The sequence below is a fragment of the Fulvimarina manganoxydans genome, from assembly GCF_900176465.1.
GTDB classification, from domain to species: domain Bacteria; phylum Pseudomonadota; class Alphaproteobacteria; order Rhizobiales; family Rhizobiaceae; genus Fulvimarina; species Fulvimarina manganoxydans.
Window position 1 is genome coordinate 27,761 of the sequence record NZ_FWXR01000013.1, and the last position, 22,163, is coordinate 49,923.

The following is a 22,163-nucleotide window of genomic DNA, read 5'->3' on the forward strand; positions in this document are numbered from 1 at the left end:
GCGCAGCTAACCCCCACGCCATCGCCTGGACTGGAAGCCGCCCATGACGCCCGCAGCCTTCCTTCCCTATCTGATCCTCGCCATGGTGGTGCTCGCCGGCCTTCGCCTCGGCCAGCGCGTCATGCTGTGGCGCGGCGGCCGAGCGGCTCATGTCGATTGGATGGCGGGGCTGAAGGCCCTGCCGAAGCGCTATCTCGTCGATGTTCACCAAGTGGTCGATCGCGACAAGTCGGCCTCGCGCATGCATGTGCCGGTCGCCGGTGGTCTCGTTCTAGCCTCCGGGCTCCTGGTTCTCGGCCTCGTCCCAGCTCTCGCCGCCTCCCGTCTCTATTGGACCCTCGTCACGCTGGCCTTCCTGGTGATGGTCGCGGGCGTCGTTCTTGTGGCGCGGCGGCGCTATCCCCAGCCGATGGCGCGGCTTTCCGTGGGCCGGTGGCAGCGTTTTCCCATCTATCTCGCCGCTTTCGGCCTCGGCGGCCTGGTGACGGCCGGTCTTGCCGCGATCGGCAATCCCCTGCCGGCTCTCAGCTTCGTCACCCTCGTCATTGCAGCCGGGGGCGGGCTCAAACTCGCCTTCGATGCCGCCAGCGGCCCGATCCGCCATGCGCTGGCCGGCGCGACCCATCTCGTCGCCCATCCGCGCCCGAACCGCTTCGATCATGACGAGGCGAAGGGCCGGAGCACTGGCCTTCAATCCATCGATCTCAACGCTGAGACGCTTGGGGCGAAGACCCCGTCCGACTTTGCCTGGAACCGGCTTCTGGCCTTCGATGCCTGCGTCCAATGCGGGCGCTGCGAGGCGGCCTGTCCCGCCTTTGCCGCCGGTCAGCCCTTGAGCCCGAAACATCTCATCGCCGATCTCGCGGCGGCGAGCAGCGGGGGGCACCACCGCCCCTATGGCGGCCATGCCTATCCGAACGAGCGCCCGGTGGCGGGCGAAGGCGGGCTTCATGCCAAGGTGATTTCGCCTGACGGCATGATCCACCCCGACACGATCTGGTCCTGCACCACCTGCCGGGCCTGCGTTGAGGAATGCCCGATGATGATCGAGCATGTGGATGCGATCGTCGAGCTGCGGCGCTTCCAGACGCTCGAACTCGGCGCCGTTCCGCTGAAAGCCGAGGAGCCCCTGTCTCACTATCGCGGCTGCGACGAGCCGAATGGCAGAGCGCTCGCCGAGCGCACCGATTTCGCCGCCGGTCTTCGCCTGCCGGTTCTGAAGCCGGGCGAGCGGGCGGATGTTCTTCTCTGGCTCGGCCAGGCGGCCTATGACCTACGTGGTCAGCGCACGCTGCGCGCCTTGATCCAGTGCCTCCAAGCGGCGGGCGTCGATTATGCGGTTCTCGGCGAGGACGAGCGCGATTGCGGCGATCTGGCGCGCCGGCTCGGCGACGAGGCGACGTTCCAGCGGCTCGCGCGGGAGAATATCGCCGCCCTCGGCAGCGTCACTTTCAACCGAATTCTCACCGCCGATCCGCATGCGCTCCATGTCTTGCGCAACGAATATCCGGCCTTCGGCGGCACCTATGACGTCGTCCACCACACGGCCTTTCTGGCCGAGATGGTCGCGGCCGGGCAGCTGACGCCCCAAGCCCTGTCCGGCCGTGCCATCACCTATCACGACCCTTGCTATCTCGGCCGCTACAATGGCGAGACGGAAGCCCCTCGCGCGCTTCTCGACGCGCTGGGCCTCGAGCGCCGCGAAATGGCGCGCTCGGGCAAGCGCTCCATGTGCTGCGGCGGTGGGGGCGGCGCCCCTTCGGCCGACATTCCGGGCGATACGCGCATTCCCGACATCCGCATGGGTCAGGCGAAGGAGACTGGCGCGACGACCGTCGCGGTCGCATGCCCCCAATGCACGGCCATGCTCGAAGGTGTGACCGGCGAGCGGCCGGAGGTGAAGGACGTTGCCGAACTTCTCTGGGAAGCGGTTCAGGCGAGCGCCACGGCCGCGCCGCGCGACAGCCGAAAGGCAAAGGAGCTGGAGCCCGCATGAGCCGCCCGCGCATCGACCCGCGCGCCGCGCGGGCCAGCCATCTCGTCTCCACAGCCGGCGCATTGCGCCCGAGGCTCGATCTTGGTCGGACCGGCCCGGTCTCCCCGACCGGTCGGCCCCGGCGCGATCCGCGCCGGGAAATGGCGGTAAGCCGGGTTTCGAGCGACGGGCGGCCCCGCTTCGACCGGTCTCATCAGGGCAGCTTCGAAGGTCTCGCGCCCAGTAACAAGACGGTCGTTTCTCCCGCACCAGCCGCCCCGAAGCTGCGCATCGTCGCGGAGCCGGCCTTTCTCGTCTTCGCCATCATGGAGGCGCCGGGCGGGCGACTGACCCGCTTCGACCGCCAGCTCCTCGGCGCGGCCCATCGGCTCGTCGGCTCGTCCGGGGAGGGCGCCGTCGCCGCCATCGCCTTCTCGCCGATCGCCGATCTCGGCACGGCGGGCGCCGATCGCAGCCTGATCGTGGAGGCCGACGGTGCCTCGGCCTCGGGGCGCGCGCGGCTCCTGCGGGGCCTCGTCGAGAGTTTCGCGCCGCGCCATGTGCTGTTTGCCGAAGAGGGCGAAAGCGCCGATCTTGCGCGTCGCCTGAGCGTGTCGATGGGCGAGCCGATCCTCACCGATGTCGAGCATCTGGGTCCCCGGCAGGCGATCCGCGCCACCAAGGGCCGCATGGCCGAAGAGGTCGGCGAACCGCCGCGTCTGATGACGCTCGGCGAAGATCGCGCGGCTCCTTATGGTGGCGAGACCTGCGGGGCGCGGACCTTGGCGTTTTCCGAAGAGGCAGCGCCGATCGAGAGTGACGACGCGATCCTGTCCGATGAATTCATTCCCGGCGATCCGGCTCGGCTGACTTTGTCGGAGACGGATTTCGTCGTCTCGGCAGGCAACGGCGTCACCGACTTCGACCATTTCCGCAAGCTGGCGGCTGCTCTCAAGGGCACGCCCGGCGCAAGCCGCGTCGTCTGCGACGCCGGTTTGATGCCACGGGAGGCCCAGGTGGGTGCCTCGGGAACGGTGCTTGCCGGCGATTGCTATCTCGCTCTCGGCATTGCCGGCGCACCCCAACATCTTCAGGGCATCGCGGCCTGTGAGCATGTGATCGCCGTCAACACCGATCTTCATGCCGCGATGATCGAGCGGGCGGGATTGTCGATTATTCAGGACGCCCAACTCGTCATGCCGGCGCTCCTGAAGCTTCTGGAGGAGAGGGGATCATGAAAACCGTCGTCCTCGTCTCAGGCGCCCGCCATCCCGTCTCACGTCGTCCAGCGCTGACACGGCTCGAGGCCCAGGCCGCAAGCCTCGCGGCAAAGCTTGGTGGCACGGTTCGCGGTCTTCACGCGGGGCCGTCCGACGATCAATTGCGGGAGGCCTTGGGCCACGGGCTCGGCGAGGCCGATTGGCTGGAGATCGAGGACCGCGTCGATCCCGTCCCGGCGCTGATCGATCATCTCAAGGCTGCGGCGCCGGACATCGTCATCGCCGGGCGGCGCGGCGAGGGAACGGGCGACACCGGGCTTGTCCCCTATGCGCTGGCCGAGGCGCTCGATATGCCGATCATCGCCGATGTGGTTGGCGTGTCGCCCGGTGCCGGGTCCGGCACGGTCTCCATCGAGCAGGCCTTGAAGAAGGGGGCACGGCGCCGGCTCGTCGTTCAATTGCCGGTCCTCGTCACCATTCACCCGCTTGCGCCGCCGCCCAGCCCCTTCGCCTTCGCGGCGGCAAGACGGGGGACGATCCGGCATGAGAGGATCGAGGCGACCGGACTGCCCACTGCCAAACCATCGCCCTTCGTCGAGCGGCCCTATCGCGCCCGGCCGAAGATGATGCGCCAGGCTGGTGCGGGCCAAGCGGGGGAAAAGGCGGTGCTTGTCGGCCCGACGCCGGAGGAAGCGGCCGAGCGTATCCTCGCTTTTCTCGAAGACAACGGCATTCGCCGCTACAGCGCCTGATTTGATTTAACTGCTTCTCTACTGCCCGAGCATGGCGACCTTGAAGGTGCCGGCTGCGGCCAGGAGCCGTGCTTCCACCATGACGGCCTGGCCTTTGGAGAGGACGGCCGCGCGGCGCGAATCGTCGAGGGCGTTTTCCGCGTCGATCACCTCTTCCAGATCACCGAAACCCTTGGAGAAGCGGTCGCGGGCGGCGTCCGCACTGCGCTTTCTTGCGGCGACCTCGTCGTCCAATGCCTGCTTGTTAGCCCTCAGCGACTGACGGTCGAGCCAGAGGGAATCAATCTCGATCTCCATGGAATTGAGGCTTTGGGCCTCGCGGGCGAGCGCGGCGTCGCTGCGGGCGCGATCGGCCTCGTTGGCGGCGCCTGTCGCCAGATCGACCAGCGGAACCTTGAGCGACAGGCCGAAGGTGAAGCCGTCGCGGTGGCGCGTCTGCGGCGCGCGTTCCATGTCGTAGCGATATTCGGCCGTCGCATCGACACGCGGCAGAAGCCGGCCATAGGAGGCGCGCTGCTGATGGATCGAGGCGCGGTAATCGGCGGCGGCGGCCTGGAGATTGGGATTGGTACGCCGGGCCATGGCGACGAGCTGGCCTTTGTCCGCCGGCAGATGGCGGCTGAGCCGGGGCAATTCGCCCGAGACGCGGGTTGGCAGCCCGGAGAGGGTGCCGAGCCGGGCCGTCGCCTTCGCGCCCTTTGCGACGACGTCGTTATAGGAGCGGCGCGCGCCTGCGATCTCGGCATCGAGACGGGCCACGTCCGAGGCGCTGGCGAAGCCCTGCGTTTGGCGGCTGGCGAGCGAGGTGCGCAGGCGTTTGAGCCGCCCCAGGCGATCGTCGACGATCACGGCCTCGCGCTTGGAGAGCCACGCCTCGACCCAAAGGCCGACGGCCTCAATCGCGACGTCGTCGCGCGCGGCTTGGAACCGATAGCGCTCGGCAAGCGCCAGTTCCTCGGCCCGTTTAAGCGAATAGGTTCGCTGACCGCCCGTATAGAGCGGCAGGCTCACGGCCACCTTGCCGATCGTGTCGTTGATCGATTCGTGCCGGAAGAGAGAATCGGGGCCGGTGGCGATGTCGAGTTGCGTATCGAGGCTGGCGGTCACGACCGGGGTGAACCGCATGAGCTGTTCGACCACCCCGGCCTCCATCACGCGAACATTGGCAGAGGCTTCGAGCAGGCGCGGATCGCGGGCGGTGATTTCGGAAACGGTGCCGCGCAGGACGAAGCCCGGAAAGGCCTGAGCGGTCGGCTTCACATGGTTGCGGCTGGTGATCGAGCCGACGGTCAGTTCGGCAGGTCGGCCGCGGAGGCTCTCGGCCAAATCGTCGCCTTCGGCATGGGACGCTTGCGGCGCATAGGTCACGGTCGCAAGTGCGATTACGGAGACGGAGAGAAACCATCGCATAAGCGTCACCGGTCACGAAGGGTTCGCTGATCTGCTCGTTGGGAGGCAGGTCCACGACAGAAAGGCAATGTATGCAAGGCCTGAAGGCCAGCCGGGAGAGCTTCGTCCACATGTGCGAAGCGGGAAGGCGCCGGCCGCGTCGCGTGCCTGGCGAACGGCGAAACGGCTTTCGCCATTGCCATTTCATGCCGCCCGCCCGAAACTGGCCTATCCCATGCCATCGCGCGCTTGTCCCCCTTCGGCCTTTAGCTCATATCGGTCGCGCTCCCTGGCGGTGCGCTCGGGGAAAGACCTAACAAGCTTATGGCTAACGAAGGGTGAACTCTGCCGTATTTCGGGCTGTCGCATGGGTAAGCGCATCTAGAACTGGGCGATGTTCCGCCGTCCGACTGGCTCAACCGGCGACGACCGAACAGCCCCGCGACCTGCGATGCGACATCCATTTGATCGCGTCGCAATACAGACTTCTAAAGCCGTTCAAGCGCCGCGAGGGTTTTGATCCGGTGCCCGACTTAAATCAGTCGGATACTGTATGAGCTGGTCGAAGATCCGCTTTCGCGAAACGGTCTTGCGTTTCTCGAATGAAAAGGGATCGGCGGAGAGTGGTCTGTGCACGAAGCCGGAAGGCCAGGAGCGAAAAGTCCGTAGCTGCCCGTTCGCGAGCCATTCGAATGCACCCCGGTATGCTCAGTGTCGGTTCACTATTGGCGTTTAAGATCGCGGTCACGGATGGATGACGCGAATGACGCTACCTAGACTTAAATCCTTTCCGGAGCTCGACAGACGCCCGCCTTTGGATCGCTGGCTGCGCTTTGCCGCGCCGATTCAAGCGCAGTACGATTGCGAGCACGCGGCCGAGCGGGTGGAGGATTTGAGATCCGCCATCTTGGTTGGACTGATCCTTTATGACGTCTTCAACATTACGAGCATCGTCACCCTGCCGGACATATTGGTCTTGTCGGTTTTCATCCGCCTTGCGCTCGTCACGCCCGTTTCTCTGGGCATTTTTTGGGCCATCCGCAGAACGAGCCCGTCATGGACCGAGCGCATCGTCGCCGTCGGATTGTTCAACGCCTACCTCTTCACGGCCTTTCTCTTCTACTGGACGACGGATCCCGACGGTCTCTTCACCTTCATGGAATTGCTGACCATCATCGTCTTCAGCAATATGTTGATCGCGTTGCGCTTCTATCATGCTGTCATTTTGACTTCGGTTATCTTTCTCGTCACGGTTCTGGTCCTTGCAACGAAACCGGGGCTCTCTCCGCCGCATTTCTTTGTCTTGATGGTGCAGCTCTCGGCCATCTCCATCTTCACGCTTTATGCGAACTATCGCCTGGAGCGACGGCGGTGCCGAGACTATCTGGCGACCTTTGATGCGCGTCTGCAGGCCCATAGCGCGATAGCCGATCGAAAGGTCTACGAGGACGCGTCTCGCACCGACGCCTTGACCCAGCTTCCCAACCGGCGCCATCTCGACGAACGCATGAAGCTGTGGCTGTCGGAGAGGCGTGCGATGGCGCTGATGATGATCGATGTCGATCACTTCAAGCTCTATAACGATATGCTGGGCCATCCCGCCGGCGATGAATGCCTTCGCCGGATCGCAGCTGCCCTCGCTTCCGTCGCAGATCAGGCCGAGGACGCGATCTGTGCCCGCTTCGGCGGCGAGGAATTCACCTTCGCCATCAGCTGTAGAAGCGAATTCGAGGCCGCGCGTTGGGCCCGTATTCTTAGTCAGGCGATCACCGCGCTCGAAATCGCCCATCCGGCTCGCACCGACGGGATCGGCATCGTCACGATCAGCATCGGCGTGGCGCGATGCCCTGGCGGCACATTGGCTGCGCTGGACGACCTCGTGGCCGCCGCCGATCGCGCTCTCTATGCCGCCAAGCGGCGGGGTCGCAATCGCTTCGTCATGGACGACGAGTCGAGCCTGACTGTTCAATTCGCTGGCTGATGAATGCCTCTGAACAGAGGGCGAAGCCCATGTGAAGCCGGCGCTTTGCCCGAATGTATATCAAAGACACGCGCCAAACACGGGTCGAGCGGCGAGGATTGCCTCAATGAAAGCGGGCCCGGCCTTTCGGTCGAGCCCGTGTTCTTTATGCCAATCTCTGGATCAAGCCGCCTGCTGTGCCTTCTTCTCAAGACGGCGGCGATGGAGGACCGGCTCGGTATAGCCGGAGGGCTGAACGCGGCCTTCGAAGACGAGATCGCATGCGGCCTTGAAGGCGATCGAATCCTCGAAGCGCCCGGCCATCTTTTCATAGGCCGGATCGCCGGCATTCTGGGCATCGACCTTCTCGGCCATGCGCTTCATGGCGTCCATCACCTCGTCTTGCGAGACGACGCCATGGAGCAGCCAATTGGCGAGATGCTGGGATGAGATGCGGCAGGTCGCCCGGTCCTCCATGAGGCCCACATCGTTGATGTCCGGCACCGTCGAGCAGCCGACACCCTGGTCGATCCAGCGCACCACATAGCCGAGAATGCCCTGGGCGTTGTTCTCGATCTCGGAGCGGATCTCCTCCGCCGACCAGTTCTGGCGATCCGCGATCGGGATCGTCAGAAGTTCAGGGAGCGTGGCGCGCCGGCCCTCATCGGCGATCTCGACCTGGCGCTGCAACACGTCGACCTTATGATAATGGGTCGCGTGCAGAGTCGCGGCGGTCGGGGAGGGGACCCAGGCGCAATTGGCGCCGGCCTTGGGATGGCCGATCTTCTGCTCCAGCATATCCGCCATTTTGGCCGGGGCCGCCCACATGCCCTTGCCGATCTGCGCCTTGCCTTTCAGGCCGCAGGCCAGACCCACATCGACGTTCCAGTTCTCATAGGCCTTGATCCACGTCTCGTTCTTCATCGCCGTCTTGCGAACCATCGGCCCGGCTTCGATCGACGTGTGGATATCGTCACCGGTGCGGTCGAGGAAGCCGGTATTGATGAAGAAGACGCGGGATTTCGCCGCACGGATCGCTTCCATGAGGTTGACCGTCGTGCGGCGCTCCTCGTCCATGATGCCCATCTTCATCGTGTCGCGGGCCAGACCCAGCGCGTCCTCGACGCGTGAGAAGATTTCCGAGGAGAAGGCGACCTCCTCCGGCCCATGCATCTTCGGCTTGACGATGTAGATCGAACCGGCACGCGAATTGTGGAAGGCGCCATTGCCCTTCAGATCGTGGATCGCGATCATCGCGGTCACCATGGCGTCCATGATGCCCTCGGGCGCCTGCGACCCGTCCTTCAACAGGATCGCCGGATTGGTCATCAGATGACCGACATTGCGGATGAGGAGGAGCGAGCGGCCGGGGACCGTCAATTCGCCGCCGTCCGGGGCCGTGTAGCGGCGGTCGGGATTGAGCCGACGTGTCACGCTCTCGCCGCCCTTGGTGAAGGTCTCTGAAAGGTCGCCCTTCATCAAGCCGAGCCAGTTGCGATAGACGGCGGTCTTGTCCTCGGCGTCGACCGCCGCGATCGAATCCTCGCAGTCGCAGATCGCGGAAACGGCCGATTCCATCAAAAGGTCGGCGACGCCTGCCTTGTCGCTCTTGCCGATCGGGTTCGACGGATCGACGACGATCTCGATATGCAGGCCGTTATTCTTCAGGAGAACCGCGTTCGGCTTGTCGGCCGAGCCGGAGAAACCGGCGAACTGGCCGCTCTCCTTCAGCCCCGTCTTGACGCCGGCGACCAAGGCGACGAGTTCGCCGCCTTCCACCGTATAGGCGGTGACATCGGCATGGGAGGCGTCGGCGAGGGGCGCGACCTCGTCGAGAAAGGCCTTCGCCCATTCGATGACACGGGCGCCGCGCGCTTCGTCATAGCCTTTGCCAGTCGGCGCATCGCCGATCGCATCCGTTCCGTAGAGCGCGTCGTAGAGAGAGCCCCAGCGGGCATTGGCGGCGTTGAGCGTATAGCGCGCATTCATCAGGGGAACGACGAGCTGGGGCCCCGGCACCGACGCGATCTCCGGATCGACATTGGCGGTCTCGACCGAGAAAGCCTCGCCTTCCGGGACGATATAGCCGATCTCTTCCAAGAAGGCGCGATACTCGGCCGGATCGATCGGCTTGCCGCGACGCTCCACATGAAAGGCGTCGATCTTCTGCTGAAGATCCTCGCGCTTGGCGATCAGCGCCCGGTTCTTCGGCGCGAGATCGTTGAGGACCGCCGACAGCCCGCTCCAGAAGGTGTCGGGGGCAATACCTGTGCCGGGCAGGGCCTCCTCGTCGATGAAGCGTTTTAGCTGGGTTGCGACCGTCAGGTCGTTCACGGCGATCATGTCTGCCATACGGGCTGTCCTTCCAAGACGTGTTCTCTCGAGGCCAGGAGATCGGACAGCGACGGCTCTCTGTCAATTCGGACCCTCGTCGAAGACGGCAAAGACCGGGGGTGCGAAGGCGGTTGCAGCAAAGTGATCGGGATAAGCGGGCTCGATGGCGCCTGCGTTTTGACGACGTGGCTCGAACCTGTCAGTGAATCGGCCAGGGATAGGGGATTTAAGACAGCTTTTTTGGAGATCGAAACGCTCGATGCGGCACATTGCCTATAGCAGTATTGCGGAAGACCTTGCGCAGACCGACTTTGCCGCTCTCGTCGATGCCTGGCGCGCAAAGAACGAGGCCTTCGACGTGCGCGGGGCCATTGCCTTCGACGGCAATATGATCACGCAGATCCTCGAAGGGCCGGACGAGGCCGTGGACGAACTCTATCGTCACATCCGCCGCGACAGGCGCCATTCCGGTGTCGTCTTGACGGCGCGCACCGATATTGCCCAAAGCCAGTTCTCGGGCTTCGGCATGGTGCGCATGTCGCCCTCCGAGCTTTATCTGATGTCCTCCGTCATTCTCGACCGGCATGGGGCTGGCGACACGGCCCCGGTGCCGCTCGATCCGTCTTGATCAGCTTGTCGCGGCGTCCTGCGTCGCAAACGCCAGAAGGTCAGGCAGCGCGGTCGCGGCCTCAAGCACATGGTCGGCCTCTCGGGTGAGATCGGCCCGGTTTCCCGTTCCGGTCATGACGCCGACGCAAAGGCCGAAGCCGGCGGCGCGCCCCATGCGGATATCGTGCAGATTGTCGCCGACCATGATGCAATTGCTTGGGGAGAGGGCGAAGGTCTCGGCGAAAGCGAGCGCCATTCCGGTGCCAGGCTTTGCGCCATAGCCGCTATCATATCCCGCGACGAAATCGGCGGTGAGGCCGATCGTCTCCAGCGTCTTTTGCGCGCTGGCGACGCTGTCGCTCGTGGCGACGCCAAGGCGGAGCCCGGTGCGACGCAACCGGTCGAAGAGATCGGCGATCCCCGGCACAGGGACGGCGGCGCTCGATCCGGCGGTGAAGATACGATCGAGTTCGCGCGTCAACGCCTCGACGTCGAAAGGCGAGCCGGCCTCGACCCAGGCGGCCGCGATTTCCGCCGTGTTCGAGGCGGCAAGAAGGCTGTCCGCCGCGACCCTGTTCGTCTCGCTGTCATGACCGCCGATTGTCAGAAGATGCGCGGCCCGTTCGGGATCGCCGCCGGCCGCACAATGCGCCGCTTCCCGATTGATCGGAAGCCAACTCGCCGCATAGTCGATCAGCGTTCCATCCTTGTCGAACAGGATGCCTTCGACAGCTTCGTCCATTGGTCGCGATCCCTTCCAAACGGCCTTAGGAAGGAACCGCTTCATCATTCAAGCCGACTTTGCAAGTCGTCACTCTTGCGTGCTGTTTACCAGTTCACACAAACGTCAACAAAGCTCGCTACGGAGGCGCCATTCGGCGATCGCTTCAGGCGACAAAGCCAGTGGATCCCGAGCCCCTTTTGCGGAGAGATTTGATGACCCTGCGCATGCGAACCCCGATCGCGCTCGCCCTCGCGGCTTCGACCATGTTTACCTCTTCGGCTTTTGCCGAGCCGTCTCAGGAACTGATCGACGCGGCAAAGAAGGAAGGCATGCTCACAACGATCGCGCTTCCTCATAACTGGTGCAATTATGGCGGCGTGATCCAGGGCTTCAAGGATAAGTATGGTCTTCAGGTCAACGAGCTGAACCCCAATGCCGGATCGGCCGATGAACTCGAGGCGGTCAAGGCCAATAAGGGCAATACGGGCACTCAGGCGCCCGATGTGCTCGATGTCGGTCTCTCCTTCGGCCCGGCCGCCAAGGAGCAGGGCCTCATCCAGCCCTACAAGGTCTCGACCTGGGACAGCATTCCGGACGATGCCAAGGATCCGGAAGGCTATTGGTATGGCGACTATTACGGCGTGCTCGCCTTTGCTGTGAACAAGGACGTCTTTCCGGAAGTCCCGACCAGCTTTGCGGATTTGAAGGCCAGCGCCTATACCAATTCTGTCGCACTTCAAGGCGATCCGCGCACCGGCAATTCCGTGATGATGGCGGTCTATGCCGCCGGCGTCGCCGAAGGTGGCGAGCCTGGCGCGGACGCGTTGAACAAGGGCATCGGCTTCTTCAAGGAGCTGAAGGATAGCGGCAATCTCGTTCCAGTGAATGGTACGGCCCAGAACCTCGCCCAGGGCACGACGCCGATCTATTTCGATTGGGACTACAATCTCCTCGCCGTTCGCGACGAACTTAACGGCAATCCGCCGATCGAGGTCGTGGTGCCTTCCGATGCCGTCGTTGCCGGCGTTTATGTCCAGGCGATCTCGGCCTATGCGCCGCATCCGAACGCCGCCAAGCTCTGGATGGAATATCTGTATTCCGACGAGGGTCAGTTGAAATGGCTCGATGGCTACTGCCATCCTATCCGCTTTAACGACATGACAGAGCGCGGCGTCATTCCGCAGGAAATGCTCGACAAGCTGCCGCCGGCCGAAAACTATGCCAAGGCCATCTTCCCGACGCTTGAGCAGCAGGAAGCCGCCAAGGCGGCGGTCGCCGAAAACTGGGGCAAGGAAATGGGCCTCCAATAAGCCCAGACAGCTCATCGACCACTGTCTTTCACAATCTGTGTCTTACGGCGGTTGAGCGTTCCGTTTGCCGAGTGCCCGGGCTCGGTTAGCCCTGCGGCAGAATGCGGGCGACAAGTGATGACGCATCGGTCGGATCACGATCCGGCCGATGCGGAACGACATGACAATGAGAGGGACTGACGGTGGTCGACATCAGCGACGGGCATGGTCTTGCCAAGGAAGGCAGGCGCTTCGGCTCCGGATTCCCGATGTCGCTCCGCCTAGACTGGAACTGGCTGGGTGTCGCCCCCTATCTGACATTCGCCTTTCTCTTCCTGATTCTGCCCATTCTTTATCTCATCCAGGGAGCGTTTCAGACACCGGATGGCAGCTATTCGCTGACGACGCTGATATCTTTGTCGCAGCCGCAACTCGCGGGTTCTTACTGGCTGTCGATCCGATTGAGTTTCGTCTCCGCCTCTCTGGGAGCCGTTTTCGGCCTGTTTCTGGCTTGCGCTCTCATTTTGGGCGGTCTGCCGTCGTGGATGCGGCGCGCCTTCATGACCTATTCCGGTGTCGCCTCGAACTTTGCCGGCGTGCCTCTTGCCTTCGCCTTCATTGCAACGCTTGGCCGGCTTGGACTTGCGACCCTGATCCTGCGGGATGTCTTTGGTCTCAATATCTATGCTGCGGGCTTTTCGCTCTTCTCGTTCTGGGGTCTCGCGATCGTCTATCTTTACTTTCAGATGCCGCTGATGGTGCTGATGATCACCCCGGCGCTGGAAGGGCTGCGACCCCAATGGAAAGAGGCGGCGGAAAGTCTTGGCGCCAGCACATGGCAATATTGGCGCCATATTGGGCTGCCGATTTTGGCGCCCTCAGTCCTCGGCTGTTTTCTGCTTCTCTTCGCCAACGCCTTCGGGACTCTCGCCACGATCTACGCGCTGACCGGCGGTAATTACGAGGTCGTTCCGATCGTCCTCTTCCAGCAGATCCGTGGCAACGTTCTCTACAACCCCAATCTCGGCTATGCGCTCGCGTTTGGAATGATCCTGATCATGATCGTGACGAACTCTCTCTACTTCCTGCTTCGCCGTCGGGCGGAAAGGTGGCAAAAGTGAACCGCCCTCCGATCCTCTCCTGGCTGATCGCCTTTCTGGCCGCCGCCTATTTTCTCGTCCCGCTCTATGCGACCTTCGATTTCTCGCTGCGCATGGTTCGCGGCGAATTGACCTTCGAAGCCTATCGTTCGGTCCTGTCCAGCGACGTCTTCCTCAGCGCGCTCGCCTTTTCGACCGTCGCCTCACTGACCGCGATCGTCCTCGGCGCGTTGCTGGTCGTGCCGACGGCCTATTGGGTGCGCCTCAAGCTGCCGCGGCTTCGCCCCGTGGTCGAATTCTTAAGCCTGATGCCGCTGATCATTCCACCAGTCGTCCTCGTCTTCGGCTATGTCCGCATGTATGGATCCTCGTCCTTTCTGCCGATGACGACGACCGAATTCGGCATCAACCTTCTGCTCGTGATCGGCTATGTGACACTGTCGCTCCCCTATATGTTCCGGGCCGTGGACAACGGGCTGAGCGCCATCGACATCGTCACCTTGAGCGAGGCGGCGGAATCGCTCGGCGCGTCACGCTTTCGCACGATCGTCAGCGTCATTTTTCCCAATGTGCGCTCGTCGCTCGTCGCGGGCGCGTTCCTCACCTTCTCCATCTCGCTCAGCGAGTTCGTGATCACCTCGCTTTTGAACCGCCCCGGCTTTGGCCCCTACATGGTGCAGGTCGGCGAGGATCAGGCCTATCAGCCGGCCGCTCTCGCCATCATGGCCTTTGCGTTCACCTGGGTCTGCATGTGGCTGATGGAGTATTTCGCGACCCGCAAGCCGGGCCAGATCTTCGCGCCCTTGCGCAAGCGGAACCTTCTGAAGGCAGCCACACGATGAGCTTTCTCACCCTCGATCGGATCGCCAAGAATTTCGGCGCCTCCAATGTGGTCAGCGAATTCGATCTCTCGATCGATCGGGGGGAATTCGTCTCCTTTCTCGGGCCATCGGGCTGCGGCAAGACGACGGTTCTTCGAATGATCGCCGGTTTCGAGAAGCCGAGTTCCGGGACGATCACCGTCAGCGGCGAGGATGTAACGGCTTTGTCGGCGAGCCGGCGGCGCATCGGCATGGTCTTTCAGTCCTATGCGCTCTTTCCCAACATGACGGCCTCTGAAAACGTCGCCTTCGGGCTGAAGGTCGCCGGCATGGACCGGCAGACGATCGATGCGCGTGTGAAGGAGATGCTTTCGCTCATCTCGCTCGATCATCTGGCCGATCGCTATCCCTATCAGCTCTCGGGCGGCCAGCAGCAGCGCGTGAGCCTTGCCCGGGCCCTCGCCCCGAGCCCGAAACTCCTCCTTCTCGACGAGCCGCTCTCGGCCCTCGATGCCAAGATCCGCGTCTCGCTGCGCGACGATATCCGCCGCATCCAGCGCGAACTCGGCATCACCACGATCTTCGTCACCCACGATCAGGAGGAAGCGCTTTCGATCTCCGACCGGGTCGTCGTCATGCATCGCGGCCGGGCCGACCAGATCGCGGCTCCCGCCGAGATCTACAATCGGCCTGCGACACGCTTCGTCGCCGATTTCGTCGGCACGCTGAATGTCTTCGACGCCGAAGTCGTGGCCCCCGGCCAACTGCGCTTTGCGGCCAAGACCTTCGAGATCCCGGCCGCCGGGCGCTATGAGGCAGGCGATAAGATCGTCGCGGCGCTGCGCCCGGAATCGCTTGCACTCCGCCGCCGCGAGGGTGACGCGCTCTCGATCGCCGGCACCGTCATGATGACGAGTTTCCTCGGCTCGGTCATCCGCGCCCAGATCGATATCGACGGCCGCGTGGTCTGTGTCGACATGTTCAATCAGAGCGGTGCGCGCATTCCCGCGATCGGCGAGACCGCCGAGCTCTGGTTCTCAGAAGACGATCTTCTCGTCCTTCCCGAATAAGGCCTTGCCTCAGCGATGATCCTCGATGCTTTCGTTGCCCCCGGACGCTTCTTCCGCGGCAATCTCCACACCCATTCGAACCGCTCCGACGGCATTCTGGAGCCGGCCGAGGTGTGTCGCCGGTACCGTGCGGAAGGCTATGATTTCATCGCTTTGACCGATCACATGATCGGCCTTTACGGCTATCCGATCACCGACACGACGGGTTTTCGCGGGGACGGCTTCACGACGCTTCTGGGCGCCGAGCTCCATTCCGGCGCGATGCGGAACGGTGAACTCTGGCATATTCTCGCCGTCGGTCTGCCGGCCGATTTCAAACCCGCGAACGCGCCCGATTTCGTCGCGCGGAGCGATCAGGAGACCGGCCCGGCGCTTGCGGCGCGCGCGTCCGCCGCCGGCGCCTTCGTCGCGGTCGCCCATCCCCAATGGTCCGGCATGACGCTCGACGACGCCCGGTCGATCGAGGCAGCCGATGCCGTCGAGATCTACAATCACGGCTGCGCCATCGGATGCGACCGGGCCGACGGTTTCCAGACGTCAGACCTCCTCTGGTCGGAAGGCCGCTCCCCGACGCTGATCGCGACGGACGACGCCCATTTCACCGAGCCGGATTTCTTCGGCGGCTGGGTGATGGTCAAGGCCGAGGCGAACGAGCCGGACGCCCTTCTGAAAAGCCTGAAGGCCGGCCATTTCTATTCGAGCCAAGGCCCCGAGATCCATCATGTGGCGATCGAGGAGGGCGAGGTGGTCGTGCGCTCCAGCGCCGTCGTCACGCTCATCGTGCAAGGCCATGGCTGCGCGGCGCTGGCGCTGCACGGGGAGTCTATGACAACGGCCCGCATGAAGCTCGACCGCTTCGCCGCCTCACCTTGGCTCCGCGTCACCGTGATCGACCGGGCCGGCCGGCGCGCCTGGACCAATCCCGTTCGGCACTCCTGACCTTTGCAGGAGTGCCGCTGATCGGTCCGGCGGGAGACATCGAGCGCTCGATGCTTGACTGATCGCGCTCGTCTCACGTCGCCTTGATTTCGTCCCGCCTCGATTTGCGGTTTCGAGGCGCTTTTCCCGTCTGCAGTCCCGCAGGTCGATCTCCCGCTTTTCCCATTCAATCTGACCTGACCGTTGAATTTTAGATCCCACCTTTACGCGGCATTAACCATAAATGCTGTTTTCCTTGGGTAACGCGCTGCCCATGGTGAGACAGATGATTTCGAAGCAATTCCGACTGGCCCTCGCATTCGCCTGCCCCTTGTCGATTGCCACGCCTGTATGGGCCGGCAACCTCGTTTATACGCCGATCAACCCCTCATTCGGCGGCAGTCCTCTCAACTCCGGCCATCTTCTTGGAATTGCCAGTGCTCAGCGCGAGGCGACCGCGAGCGACGTGGCGAGCGACGAGGACGATGATCGGCTCGCCCCGGGCCTCAATAACAGGGCGGGAAGTGACGCGGCAGACCTCTTTGTCCGCCAGCTCCAGGGCCGCCTCTTCTCCGCCCTTGCCGGACAGGTGACCGAGGCGATCTTCGGCGAAAACCCCCAGAACAACGGCACCGTCACCTTCGGCGATACGTCGGTCACCTTCGACCGAACCCTCGATTCGATCCGGCTGACCATCGTCGACTCTCTCGACGGCTCGGTCACCGAGATCGTCGTTCCGCAACTCGTCGCCAACTGATCGCCGGGAGAGCTTCCAATGGTATCGAAGAAGACTGCCGGCGCGATCCTGCGCATCGGCACATTGAGCGTCCTCGTGCCATTGGCCGGATGCATCACGAAGAACTCGGCGATCGACACGCCCCCGGTCGTGGCGCCCGTGACATCGACGAGCGCCGAATTGCGCAACCTTCCCGCTCCGAGCGAGAAGGTCACGGTTTCGGTCTATGATCTCGAAGACCTCACCGGTCAGTTCAAGGAGAGCGACCGGGTGCAGACCCTGTCCAAGGCCGTGACCCAGGGCGGCGCGGCTATTTTGATCAAGTCCTTGCAGGACACCGGCGAGCGCCGCTGGTTCACCGTGCTGGAGCGCAAGGATCTCGACAATCTTCTGAAGGAACGGCAGATCCTCACCGAAATGCGCCGGCTCTATCGTGGAGAAGACAGGCTTGATGCCAATGTACTCCCGCCGTTGAAACATGCCGGCTTCATCATCGAAGGCGCGATCATCGGCTATGACACGAATGTCGTCACCGGCGGGGTCGGCGCGCGGTTCCTGGCGATCGGCGGTGACACCAAATATCTCCAGGACGTGGTGACCGTTACACTGCGCGTCGTCTCCACCAAGACCGGCGAGGTTCTGACGAGCGTGACCTCCCGCAAGATGGTTTCGTCCTATGCGCTTCAGGGTGGTGCGTTCCGCTATTTGAAACTCGACGAGCTGCTCGAGGCCGAAACCGGCGTCACCTATAATGAGCCCAAGCAACTCGCCGTCGAGGCGGCGGTCGAGAAGGCGGTCTATTCCCTCGTCATCGAAGGCGCCGAGCTCGGCATCTGGAATTTCGCCGACCGAGAGGCCGGAGCCGACCTGATCGCGGCCTATCGCGGCGCGAAATATGAAAACCATTTGACCGCCGAGGCTCTTTACCCGCCGGCCCCAGCCAGCAAGCCGCCCCACGACCTGCCGGATACGGAAGCGAGGGCGCCCGGGCCCGTGAGGGTCGCGGCGCGGGCCGAGCCCCAGCGCACGATCATGCGGCCGATGCCGCCCGTGATGCAGCGTGTCATCCAAGGACCATCCGGCCAGGCGCCGCAGACAGGTGCTGGCGGCGCCGTGCCCCCGGCGCAGCCGGGACAATACACGCCGGCCTCGCCGCGCGAGGAGGGTCAAGCCGAACCGCGCAGCTTGCCGCCGGCACCCACCCCGGATGAACCCGCGGTCGGCCAGCACATCGAAGAGACGCCCAAGCGCAGGACCTTGTTCTCCATGCTGTTTGGCAGCGACGACGAGCAGCCCGCACCGGAGGCGGAGGCCGAAACCGAGGCGCCTATGCAGGGCGGGACCGGCTGGACCGGTCTGCGCGATGCGCCGGAAGAGGTCGCCGCGCTTCAGACCCCGTGAGGCATCGGTTCGCTCGGCAGGCGCGTTGCCCCTTTGAGCGATTTTCGAAAAGCAAATCGGCCAGCATCGTCATTCGTGACAATGCTGGCTTTCGCGTTGCGGTTCGCGGGAAACGGGCTCGTCGAATGTGGACGAGGCGCGAATCGTGAGCGCGGGAATGGCCTTGACGGCTCAAAACGCAAAGGGCGATCGACAAAGCTCAAGCGCCATTACTCTTCGGAATATAAGACAGGATTACAAAAATAATAAGAAGAAATTCTCAGTTTGAGATGCCAGCATCGCGAAATGGCCCATTTTCTGGCAAAACGGCATGACCAAGCGGTGAACTATACCTCATTTTGGTGATGAAAAACCAGTTTGAGACAAATCCTCGCTTTAAACATCATTTTCTTTTCAGGAATCTGCAGCCCCTTTGCTTGTTGACCAAACGTTAAGGCTTCGTTTATCACTTGGGCATCGAGCAGGCGAGATTGGGCAGGGATAACCCGCTCCCAAGTCCTGATCGGCAGAGCTGGTTTCGTATCGCCGCTCGTCGAGGCGGCGGTTTTCGGATCGGCGAACAGCAGAACAGGGATTATCGGGGGCGCCCGGCGTCCAGCCAATGGCAGAGCCGATCTTGCTGGAAGGGTCGGCGATCGGGGCGGGTTCGTGACGGCGGTCGTTCAGCCGTCGAACCGGCCTCGAAAAAGGCTTCTCGCAAGCCTGCATCGGCGCCCACGCCCAGGGCGCACCGAAACAACCAAGCCCGCATCACGTCGTAAAAGGCGGAGCGGCAAAACAGTCCCCGCGCTGCTCGCGGCGCATTTTATCGAGTATCGCGCACCGGCCAGGGTGCGTTTCCTACGGACAGGGAGTCCCTATCATGCAAAACGTTAAGACGATCCTAATAGCCGCGACCGCACTGACGCTCATGAGCGGAGCGGCCCTGGCGACTGACAGCGAAAACAAATCGGAAAACAAATCGTATGTCGAGCAGGATGGCAGCAAACATGAGGCAGACGTCTATCAGTATGGCAGCACTACGTCTTACGTCGCGACCACACAAACAGGTAGCGAGAATAAGCTGACGATAACGCAGACCGGATCGGGGCAGACGGTCGGCGATCGGTCCATCGTCTCCCAGGGCCCTATCTTGCAGGCCGGAACCGGCAACGAACTCACCATCACCCAAGCGGGCCAAAACAATACGGTAAGTAACGTTTATCAGTATCATGATGGCGACGGGACGGGTAATGTCGCCACGCTGACGTTCGACGGTATCGGCAATGGCGCCAGCCTCTCTAGCCTGGATCAGCGCGGATCGGGGAACGTCGTCACGGCGTCGTTCAACGGAAACTATAACAATTTCAACTTCCAGCAATACGAAACCAGCAACCTGATCGAAGCGAAGGTTGTTGGAGATGGGAATACGGTGGACGCCTATCAGGCTGGCCACGACAATAAAGCTTATTTCAAATCTGAGTCCAATGATTGGAATAAAGATTATTACGAAACCCCAAACGCCTTCAATAACAATATTTATACAACGCAGTTTGGCACAAGCAATGAGCTTCTCGTTGAGGTTTACAACGGCGCCAATGGCAACGACATCAATATTTACCAGAGCGGCCTCGACAACTATGCCCAGTCCTCGTCGGTGACGAATGGGAATTCCGTCGATATCGATCAGTTGCATGACTATAATGCGGCCTTTGTCGACACTATTGGCGGTCAGGGCGGTAATATCGGTGTCATCTACCAGAACGGCTATCACAACTATGCGAATGTTGTTCAGTAAGTGAGTTGTTTAGCATGGGCGAGATGTTTCGCCCATGCGTCTTACGCGGCCCTTATCGAGCAATGCTTGTGGGGCGTCATCCTTTGATCGCGGCGAGGCGCCATCCGCGCCGTTGTCGCGATCTTTTTTCTTTGGAAACGTTGTGCCTTATCCGCGTTAGAGGCCGGGCGGCAATTGACGCTCACCCGCTGTCTTCTGGTCAATGGCGAATGGCTGTCACCTGTATAGCGATCGCGCGGACGAGCGGTTTCTGAAGACATGCGGAGCAGCCGGCTCCCGCTTGGGTCGTGGGTCTCCCGTGTCACCGATGCCCCCGTTTTCCCTGGCCTGCGGACTGAATTTGTCGGTCGATATCCGACCGGCCGAGTGCCTCAGCTTTCGATGTCAAATTCAAAATGCATCGGGGACAGTAATATACTCCGTGGAGCTTGAAGCGCGAAAATTGGCTCTGTGACTGACATATGCAGGGAGCGACTGTCTCGATGAGACCGCCAGAGAATTGGTTGACCGCCAATCTGGCGTTTTTGGTTTCGGCGGGCGAAGTTCTGCAGGCACCAGATCGTTTATTTTAAGCTCATGGCGTAAAAGCTCATAGAGAATGGACCGGCAGGGGAGAGTGTGCGCAGCTTTTATGCCGGTCTAGAACCGCGCCACGCTCTTTGACTTGCCCCATTCTCGGCTGCATATTTCGCATGACGCGTCCGTAAACAGAGCATCCGAGCCCGATCGCGCGGGGATTTTGAGATGATTGGAGACTGATCGAAGATGAAGTCGCTCATCCTCACCGCCGTATCGCTTTTGGCTCTGTCACTCCCCGCCAGCGCGGGCGAAAACAGGTTGCAGATTACCCAGGAGGGCGTCGACAACGAACTCACCGTCGATCAGAGTGCGGCCACCCGCAGCACCGTCGGGGGGCTTGTCATCGACCAGACGTCCGAAACCGTCTATTTTCAGACTGGCATGCGGGAGACCGATCAGGTCGACGAACAGGGCAAGCCGATCTTCGAGCCGGTCTACACAGGGAGGCCTGTCGGGAATCTGTATGCCTCGCAGGCTGACATCGCTTCACAGGCGGGCATCGGAAATTCGGCCACGATGACGATCACCGGGATCGATGGCTGGGTCGGACTATTGCAAGAGACACCCAGCGGCTCTGTTGACGGCAATTCCGCCACGATTGAGGCCCTGGGCGGCTCCAGCGCCTATGTCGGCCAGATCGGCTCGAACAACACCGCGACGCTGACGGCCTCCGACAAAGCCAGCGGGACAATCCTCCAGAGCGGCCATGACAACATCGGCACGGTGAATGTCCTGGGGCAAGGCGCGCGGGCCGTGCTCAGCCAGATCGGCGACGGCAATAACAACCAGCTCGATGTCACCGCGCCCAACGCCGACGTGTCCTATTTCGTCGATGGCTATGGCCTGTCGGGTCTCGTTCCGGCGGAGGTCTCGACGAGCGTATCAGGCCCGATCACCATACGACAGACAGCCATTGGAGTCTCGCCGCTCGGAGCGGTCACCACGCTCCCGTCCGGCGTGACGGTCACGCAGTCGGGGCAATGACCCGTCGGTTCACGGGACGAAGGGCGGTCCTCTTGGCCCTGGCTCTTCTTGTAGGGGGCGCGGGATCGAGCTCGGCTCAAACCCGCGATGCGAGCGCTGCTGCATCCATTGCCGTTTCGCCGCGCGACGACGGCTTGACCCTGATCGGCAAGGCTCACGCCTTGACCAATGCAGAGGGTCAGGCTCGAATGATCGTGACGAAGACCGGCCTATCGGGCCGTGTCTCGACGACGCAAGGCGGCGAATTCGCGCTTGCCGCCGGCGAAAGCGCCGACGTCGCGACGGTCGGTCTTTCCACTTCCCCCGGAGACCGGCTGACGGTCGATCTGACTTTGACATCGGGCGAGCGCGTTCTGTCCACAAGCCGGCTCACCATCGACGAGTAGCGTCACAGGCCTCCGGACTTATTCCACCAATCGCCCTATTGCAGGTTGGCTGCCAAGCTTGTGAGGCTTTACGCGCAAAGGGACGGACCGCGGGCCCCGAACCGAACCGGCAAGCCTTCGTGCCGGCCGCCGCTCTCCA

Annotated in this window: 19 protein-coding genes; 15 read left to right on the top strand and 4 right to left on the bottom strand. The window is 62.6% G+C overall.

Annotated features, from left to right (window positions below; genetic code table 11):
* Positions 1-43: 43 nt before the first annotated feature.
* The 3 genes from B9A15_RS14075 to B9A15_RS14085 are packed head-to-tail and all read left to right on the top strand — an operon-like array spanning position 44 to position 3,947.
* Positions 44-1,996: a (Fe-S)-binding protein gene (locus tag B9A15_RS14075; RefSeq protein ID WP_084410851.1), complete on the top strand. Its 1,953-nt coding sequence runs from the start codon at positions 44-46 to the stop codon at positions 1,994-1,996.
* Entirely contained in the window at positions 1,993-3,213 is a 1,221-nt protein-coding gene (locus tag B9A15_RS14080) for an electron transfer flavoprotein subunit alpha/FixB family protein (RefSeq protein ID WP_084410853.1), read from the top strand. The genes B9A15_RS14075 and B9A15_RS14080 overlap by 4 nt, the downstream gene beginning before the upstream one ends.
* A complete protein-coding gene (locus tag B9A15_RS14085; RefSeq protein ID WP_084410855.1) occupies positions 3,210-3,947 on the top strand; it encodes a hypothetical protein in 738 nt (245 codons plus the stop codon). Before B9A15_RS14080 ends, B9A15_RS14085 begins: the two co-directional genes overlap by 4 nt.
* An 18-nt stretch (positions 3,948-3,965) precedes the next feature.
* Here the strand turns inward: B9A15_RS14085 and B9A15_RS14090 are convergent, their stop codons facing one another.
* On the bottom strand, positions 3,966-5,357 hold the full coding sequence (locus tag B9A15_RS14090) for a TolC family protein (protein WP_084410857.1): 1,392 nt from the start codon (positions 5,355-5,357) through the stop codon (positions 3,966-3,968).
* A 742-nt stretch (positions 5,358-6,099) separates the two neighbouring features.
* On the opposite strand from B9A15_RS14090, the gene B9A15_RS14095 reads away from it, so the two are divergent.
* On the top strand, positions 6,100-7,317 hold the full coding sequence (locus B9A15_RS14095; RefSeq protein ID WP_170923305.1) for a GGDEF domain-containing protein: 1,218 nt from the start codon (positions 6,100-6,102) through the stop codon (positions 7,315-7,317).
* A gap of 162 nt (positions 7,318-7,479) precedes the next feature.
* On the opposite strand, the gene B9A15_RS14100 is transcribed toward B9A15_RS14095, so the two are convergent.
* On the bottom strand, positions 7,480-9,648 hold the full coding sequence (locus B9A15_RS14100) for a malate synthase G (RefSeq protein ID WP_084410861.1): 2,169 nt from the start codon (positions 9,646-9,648) through the stop codon (positions 7,480-7,482).
* 241 nt (positions 9,649-9,889) lie between these two features.
* On the opposite strand from B9A15_RS14100, the gene B9A15_RS14105 reads away from it, so the two are divergent.
* Entirely contained in the window at positions 9,890-10,258 is a 369-nt protein-coding gene (locus B9A15_RS14105; protein ID WP_084410863.1) for a BLUF domain-containing protein, read from the top strand.
* On the opposite strand, the gene B9A15_RS14110 is transcribed toward B9A15_RS14105, so the two are convergent.
* Positions 10,259-10,981 (bottom strand): HAD family hydrolase, encoded by a 723-nt coding sequence (locus tag B9A15_RS14110; RefSeq protein ID WP_084410865.1) that lies wholly within the window; start codon positions 10,979-10,981, stop codon positions 10,259-10,261.
* Positions 10,982-11,175: 194 nt separating this feature from the next.
* Between B9A15_RS14110 and B9A15_RS14115 the strand changes: the two genes are divergently transcribed.
* From B9A15_RS14115 to B9A15_RS14145, 7 genes are all read left to right on the top strand, one after another.
* A complete protein-coding gene (locus tag B9A15_RS14115) occupies positions 11,176-12,273 on the top strand; it encodes an ABC transporter substrate-binding protein (protein WP_084410866.1) in 1,098 nt (365 codons plus the stop codon).
* Between the two features lie 248 nt (positions 12,274-12,521).
* Complete coding sequence (locus tag B9A15_RS14120; RefSeq protein WP_084411022.1) at positions 12,522-13,373, top strand: ABC transporter permease; 852 nt, start codon at positions 12,522-12,524, stop codon at positions 13,371-13,373.
* The gene (locus B9A15_RS14125) at positions 13,370-14,194 is read left to right on the top strand and encodes an ABC transporter permease (protein WP_139798399.1); all 825 of its coding nucleotides are present in this window, start codon (positions 13,370-13,372) and stop codon (positions 14,192-14,194) included. The genes B9A15_RS14120 and B9A15_RS14125 overlap by 4 nt, the downstream gene beginning before the upstream one ends.
* Entirely contained in the window at positions 14,191-15,243 is a 1,053-nt protein-coding gene (locus B9A15_RS14130) for an ABC transporter ATP-binding protein (RefSeq protein ID WP_084410867.1), read from the top strand. The genes B9A15_RS14125 and B9A15_RS14130 overlap by 4 nt, the downstream gene beginning before the upstream one ends.
* Before the next feature lie 15 nt (positions 15,244-15,258).
* A complete protein-coding gene (locus B9A15_RS14135) occupies positions 15,259-16,182 on the top strand; it encodes a PHP domain-containing protein (protein ID WP_084410869.1) in 924 nt (307 codons plus the stop codon).
* A 265-nt stretch (positions 16,183-16,447) separates the two neighbouring features.
* Positions 16,448-16,918 carry a curli assembly protein CsgF gene (locus B9A15_RS14140; protein ID WP_084411025.1) on the top strand — a complete coding sequence of 157 codons (471 nt, stop codon included), beginning with the start codon at positions 16,448-16,450 and terminating at the stop codon, positions 16,916-16,918.
* Between the two features lie 18 nt (positions 16,919-16,936).
* Entirely contained in the window at positions 16,937-18,298 is a 1,362-nt protein-coding gene (locus B9A15_RS14145; protein ID WP_084410870.1) for a CsgG/HfaB family protein, read from the top strand.
* Positions 18,299-18,624: 326 nt separating this feature from the next.
* On the opposite strand, the gene B9A15_RS14150 is transcribed toward B9A15_RS14145, so the two are convergent.
* Positions 18,625-18,900 carry a hypothetical protein gene (locus B9A15_RS14150; RefSeq protein ID WP_084410872.1) on the bottom strand — a complete coding sequence of 92 codons (276 nt, stop codon included), beginning with the start codon at positions 18,898-18,900 and terminating at the stop codon, positions 18,625-18,627.
* A 260-nt stretch (positions 18,901-19,160) separates the two neighbouring features.
* On the opposite strand from B9A15_RS14150, the gene B9A15_RS14155 reads away from it, so the two are divergent.
* The 3 genes from B9A15_RS14155 to csgH all read left to right on the top strand — a co-directional run bounded on the left by B9A15_RS14155 (position 19,161) and on the right by csgH (position 22,024).
* The gene (locus tag B9A15_RS14155) at positions 19,161-20,075 is read left to right on the top strand and encodes a hypothetical protein (protein WP_084410874.1); all 915 of its coding nucleotides are present in this window, start codon (positions 19,161-19,163) and stop codon (positions 20,073-20,075) included.
* A gap of 765 nt (positions 20,076-20,840) precedes the next feature.
* The gene (locus B9A15_RS14160) at positions 20,841-21,638 is read left to right on the top strand and encodes a hypothetical protein (RefSeq protein WP_084410876.1); all 798 of its coding nucleotides are present in this window, start codon (positions 20,841-20,843) and stop codon (positions 21,636-21,638) included.
* Between the two features lie 32 nt (positions 21,639-21,670).
* A complete protein-coding gene (gene csgH, locus B9A15_RS14165; RefSeq protein WP_084410878.1) occupies positions 21,671-22,024 on the top strand; it encodes a curli-like amyloid fiber formation chaperone CsgH in 354 nt (117 codons plus the stop codon).
* Positions 22,025-22,163: the final 139 nt, after the last annotated feature.